This is a genomic window from Rhodoferax sp. (assembly GCF_014859475.1).
In the GTDB taxonomy this organism is placed as follows: domain Bacteria; phylum Pseudomonadota; class Gammaproteobacteria; order Burkholderiales; family Burkholderiaceae_C; genus Rhodoferax.
In genome coordinates, this window is sequence record NZ_JACUUE010000188.1 from 1 (window position 1) to 4,957 (window position 4,957).

A 4,957-nucleotide genomic window follows, 5' to 3' on the forward strand; every position below is an offset into this window, starting at 1 on the left:
GTTGGGCTCATAACCCAAAGGTCGGAGGTTCAAATCCTTCTCGCGCAACCAATAAAATCAAGCACTTAGCTTGAAAAGACGCCCGCTTAATGCGGGCGTCTTGCTTTGTAGTCCAAAAATAGCCCATCCGTAGCCAAACTGTAGCCAACAGATATCCTCGGACTTCGAGTTTTGACCATTGGGTTGTGGCCACCCGAGTTCGACAGTTAAATTTGTAAGTCGTTGATTCCTATAGGGGCACGGTTCAAGTGTGCCACTACAAAAGGGTCAGCTGGGCGGGAAGGGTTGGTTTCTTGATCGTCAGTGCTTGCAAAATCTCCGTGTGTTCCTGGTTGATGCTGGAGAGCGCCGCAATGGGCTCCAAATCGTTGACCTTGACCACCTGATGCTGAATACGGCGCAACTTGTCCAGCGCGCGCTCTGGTGAAATCTGGGAATGGCTGTCCCTGAGTCGGCTGCGCATCACCCGGTACAGGATCAGTGGGTTGTCGGGCACGATGAGTTCGACACAACCGCCGTAAAAGCGCAGCGCTTGTGCGGTGGCACCGAGCCAGTCGGCGGTGGTCTCTCTGGCGGTGGCGTAGGCGAAGGTGTAGCCCGAAGCGCCCAGGGCAGAGACGAAGATCTGGGCACGCTCACCGCTTGTCAGCGCCACGGTGGGGCCGCAATTGTCGATGAACATCTTCTGGCCTGCGCGGTGAATCTGGCGCATGGAGCGTTTGAGGGTTTTGGCGAAGCGGCGGTAGTTCTCGCAGAACTGGGAGTAGCTGTGTACCGATTCACCGGGGTGGCTCTCGCTGTGCTCTTGCCACAGCAGCATCAGGGTCATGCCTTTGCGGCCCAGCTCCTGGTGCAGGTGGCCATAGTCGGGGGCCACAAAGCTGCTGGCACGCTGGGGTGTGCCCATCAGGCGGGTGTGCAGTGCCGTCTCGTCCAGGGTCTGGATTTGGGGCCATTGCAAACCGGCTTTGCTGGCGAGTTTGACGTATTTGGTGACGACGCCTTTGGAGATGCCAAGGGCATCAGCGATGTGCTGGTGCGAGTGGTGCTGTTGGAGTTTGAGGCGCAGGATGTCAAAGATGTAACGCATAGTGATCCTTCGGGTATCGGGCATGTCGGCTCCAGTTGAAAGCTGGTGAGACTAGCCCGAAGAGGGTGGATGAATATGCGCAGCGCCTGCACGCCGCTTGAATGATTCCGGGTTGCTTCGTGAGCCTGCCACGCCAGCATCGCTACTACCTGTTCAAGTCGGCCAGGATACCGGTCACGATGGGCCGGAATACCCAAATGCACAATGCACAATGCACAATGCACAATGCGGCCATGATTGAACTCACCCACATTCGACAAGCCGCGCAGCGCCTGCAAGGGCACCTGCTGTGCACGCCCTGCGTTGCCTCCCAAACACTGTCAGACATCACCGGGGCGCAGGTGGTGCTGAAGTTCGAGAACCTGCAATTCACCGCGTCGTTCAAGGAGCGCGGCGCCTGCAACAAGCTGGCGCAGCTCAATGCCGACGAGCGCGCCCGCGGTGTGATTGCCATGAGCGCGGGCAACCATGCGCAGGGGGTGGCTTACCACGCGCAGCGCCTGGGTATTCGCGCGGTAATCGTGATGCCGCATTTCACGCCGGGCGTCAAGATCGATCGCACGCGCGGGTTTGGTGCCGACATCGTGCTGCATGGCGACACGCTCGACGAGGCGCGCGCCCATGCGCTGCTGCTGGCCGAGCAGCAACACCTGATCTTTGTCCACCCCTACGACGACCCCGACATCGTGGCCGGCCAGGGCACGGTGGCGCTGGAGATGCTCCAGGACGTGCCCGACCTAGACACACTGGTGGTGGCGATTGGTGGCGGTGGCCTGATAGCCGGCATGGCCACGGCGGCGCGGGCTGTTCGGCCCGGCATCGAGATCATTGGCGTGCAGGCCTCGCGGTTTCCCGCCATGTTCAATGCCATCAAGGGCACGCACCTGCCGCAGGGCACCAGCAGCATTGCCGAGGGCATTGCGGTGGGCACGCCCGGCGTGTTGCCGCAGGCCATCATTCGCGACAAGGTGAACGACATTGTGCTGGTCGATGAGGGCGACATCGAGCAGGCCATCGTGATGCTGCTTGAGGTTGAGAAAACCCTGGTCGAAGGTGCCGGGGCCGCCGGGCTGGCGGCGCTGCTGAAATACCCCGAACGTTTCAAAGGCAAAAAGGTGGGCGTGGTGCTGTGCGGCGGCAACATCGCCCCGCTCTTGCTGGCGGCCATCATCGAGCGCGGCATGGTTCGGGCCGGGCGGCTGGCGCGTCTGAAGGTGAGCGCACGCGACGTGCCGGGCTCGCTGGCGCTGATCACCGCCACGGTTGCCAACGCCGGGGCCAACATCAACGAGGTGCATCACCAACGGGCATTTACCACGCTGGCGGCGCAAAACGTGGAGATCGAGCTGGTGATCCAGACCCGGGGTCCGCAGCACATCACCGAGGTGCTGGCAGTTCTGGAGAAGGCTGGACTTGTGGCGCAACTGGTGCCCTGACGGGGTCAGCGCCAGCGAGCCCGCCGAAGCCTGCGTGGCACAGTCCTGCCGCCCGCGGGGCATCACATGGCAGACACACATTTTGATTTTTGATTCTGGACTTTTGACAATTGACAAGTTGGCGCAGTCCCGTTTGGGTACACTGGCATCCCATTAAAGGAGTTCCTCATGAAGATTCTTCTCGCCGTTGATGGCAGTTCGTACACCAAGAAAATGCTGGGTTACCTGGCTGCCCATGAGATGTTATCGCCTAAAAACGAATACACCGCGCTCACCGCCCAAATGATGCTGCCGACCCAGGCGCGCGCTGCACTGGGCAAGGAACTGGTCGCCAAGTACTACGAAGACGAAGGTCAAAAAGTCATGGTACCGGTCAGCAAATTTCTCGAGCGCCACGGTGTCAAGGTCAAGGCCAGCTGGAAAACCGGCAACGCGGGCGAACTGATCGCCAAAATGGCCGATGACGGCAAATTCGACATGGTGGTGATGGGCTCGCACGGTCACGGTGCCTTGCTCAACCTGGTGGTGGGTTCGGTGGCCACCAAGGTGCTGGCCAATTGCAAGGTGCCCGTTTTGATCGTGCGCTGAATCCACGTTATCCGGCAAGTTCAACATGGCTAAAGGCATGATTTTGGCTGCGGGCCAAGGCACCCGCGTGCGCCCCCTGACGCGCGATATTCCCAAGCCGATGGTGCCCATTCTGGGTAAGCCGGTGATGGAGTACCTGATCGAGCATCTGGCGCGCCACGGCGTCACCGAGATCATGGTCAACGTGGCCTGGCATCATAAAAAAATAGAGGAGTATTTTGGTGACGGCCGGCGTTGGGGTGTGCAAATTGGCTATTCCTACGAAGGCGTGCGCGACCATGGCGAAATCTTGCCGCGGCCTTTTGGCTCGGCCGGTGGCATGCGGCGCATTCAGGATTTCAGCGGTTTTTTTGACGAGTCCACGCTGGTGCTGTGCGGCGACGCGCTGATCGACCTCGACATCACCGCCGCCCTGGCGGAGCACCACGCCAAGCAGGCAATGGCCAGTGTGGTGGCCATGGACGTGCCGTTGGCCGACGTGCAAAACTATGGCGTGGTGGTGGCCGCAGAGGATGGGCTCATTAAGTCTTTCCAGGAAAAACCCAAGCCGGCCGAGGCCAAGTCAACGCTGGCAAGTACCGGCATCTACATTTTTGAGCCCGCCGTGATCGGTTTCATTCCACCGGGCAAGGTGTATGACATTGGTTCCCAACTGTTCCCGGACCTGGTCGCGCATGAGCTGCCGTTTTATGTGCAAAACCGGCCCTTCCATTGGCTGGACATTGGCCGGGTGGGAGACTACTGGTCGGTGTTGCAGCGGGTCTTGAGTGGTGAGGTGGCCGACATGACCATGCCCGGGCGCGAAATCAAACCGGGTATTTGGGTCGGCATCAACACGTCCATCCCCTGGCATCAGGTCAACATCGAGGGCCCGGTTTACATTGGCTCCAGTGTGCGCATCGAGCCCGGCGTGTCGATCGTGGGTCCAGCCTGGATCGGCCACGGCTGCCACTTGCGCACCGGCTGCAAGTTGGTGCGCAGCATTTTGTTCGAATACACCCGCATTGCCGCCGACATGCGCATTAACGAAATGATCGTGTCGCCTGACTATTGTGTCGACCGCCATGGCGACACGCTTTACCATGACGACGATGCCACCCAGCTGCGCTGGGGTGATGCGCGGGCCTGAGGCGCCGTCAAAACCAGCCTCATGGGGTATGCGAGACGGTCCGTAGAATTGCGGCCAACTTAATCTTTTTATACTCGCACCATGACCTCAAAACACTTTCAACGTGGCGCCGTGAATGGCGCCACGGTCACCATGCTGATCGCCGCGCTGGTGCTGGGCGGCTTGCTCGTGTCGTCCGCCGTCTCGGGTTATGAGTTGCCGTTCTGGCCAGCCATGGCTGTCATCGCGGTCAACCTGTTGGCGGCAGGGCGACTGGCCTGGACTGTGATCCGGGCGAAAAAGCAGCGTCAGGCGGGCAAGCCCTAACTTGCTACAGGGACTTCCCGATAAGTCAAGGATGGATTTGCATTTTCCTGATCAACAGTATTTTGCATTCGTGTGAACAGAAGCTGCGCTAAAACGAGGAACAGACTGCACATCTACAGACGGCCTTGTTGCACTAACCATTTTTCGCCAGGTCAACGCCAACTCGTGTGATCTCGCTCATGGGACTTCTCCTACAAAAGGTTGTAGATTGACTTTTCCGAACCCAATCTTGGCACTTGATGCCGTTACCGGGAAGAGGGAAGTCCCTTTGTATTCATGAATCCAAGCCGACGCCCCAAATCATGAAATAGCACCGTCATCGCGAGCCATCCGTACCCGGCCCGATACCGCACACGGACCTTGAACAGAGACTTCGTCACTGCGAGCCCCCCGTATCCGGCCCGATAC

4 protein-coding genes and 1 pseudogene are annotated in these 4,957 nt (G+C 59.4%); 4 read left to right on the plus strand and 1 reads right to left on the minus strand.

Annotated elements, in window-relative coordinates; all coding sequences use genetic code 11:
• Positions 1-481: 481 nt before the first annotated feature.
• Positions 482-1,090 (minus strand): annotated as a pseudogene (locus IBX54_RS12575) (IS21 family transposase); the annotation flags it as partial.
• Between the two features lie 218 nt (positions 1,091-1,308).
• Here IBX54_RS12575 and IBX54_RS12580 point away from each other — a divergent pair.
• From IBX54_RS12580 to IBX54_RS12595, 4 genes are all read left to right on the plus strand, one after another.
• Positions 1,309-2,526, plus strand: coding sequence for a threonine ammonia-lyase (locus tag IBX54_RS12580; RefSeq protein ID WP_296543001.1), 1,218 nt, complete (start codon positions 1,309-1,311; stop codon positions 2,524-2,526).
• 168 nt (positions 2,527-2,694) lie between these two features.
• Positions 2,695-3,114, plus strand: a complete 420-nt coding sequence (locus IBX54_RS12585; protein WP_296542998.1) for a universal stress protein — start codon at positions 2,695-2,697, stop codon at positions 3,112-3,114.
• 25 nt (positions 3,115-3,139) lie between these two features.
• Positions 3,140-4,243 carry an NDP-sugar synthase gene (locus IBX54_RS12590; protein ID WP_296542999.1) on the plus strand — a complete coding sequence of 368 codons (1,104 nt, stop codon included), beginning with the start codon at positions 3,140-3,142 and terminating at the stop codon, positions 4,241-4,243.
• Between the two features lie 81 nt (positions 4,244-4,324).
• Positions 4,325-4,549: a hypothetical protein gene (locus IBX54_RS12595; RefSeq protein ID WP_296543000.1), complete on the plus strand. Its 225-nt coding sequence runs from the start codon at positions 4,325-4,327 to the stop codon at positions 4,547-4,549.
• Positions 4,550-4,957: the final 408 nt, after the last annotated feature.

Excerpts from the sequence above, each read along its gene's own strand:
- IBX54_RS12590 (WP_296542999.1), top strand. The coding sequence starts at position 3,140 with ATGGCTAAAGGCATGATTTTGGCTGCGGGCCAAGGCACCCGCGTGCGC.
- IBX54_RS12585 (WP_296542998.1), top strand. The coding sequence starts at position 2,695 with ATGAAGATTCTTCTCGCCGTTGATGGCAGTTCGTACACCAAGAAAATG.
- IBX54_RS12595 (WP_296543000.1), top strand. The coding sequence starts at position 4,325 with ATGACCTCAAAACACTTTCAACGTGGCGCCGTGAATGGCGCCACGGTC.
- IBX54_RS12580 (WP_296543001.1), top strand. The coding sequence starts at position 1,309 with ATGCACAATGCGGCCATGATTGAACTCACCCACATTCGACAAGCCGCG.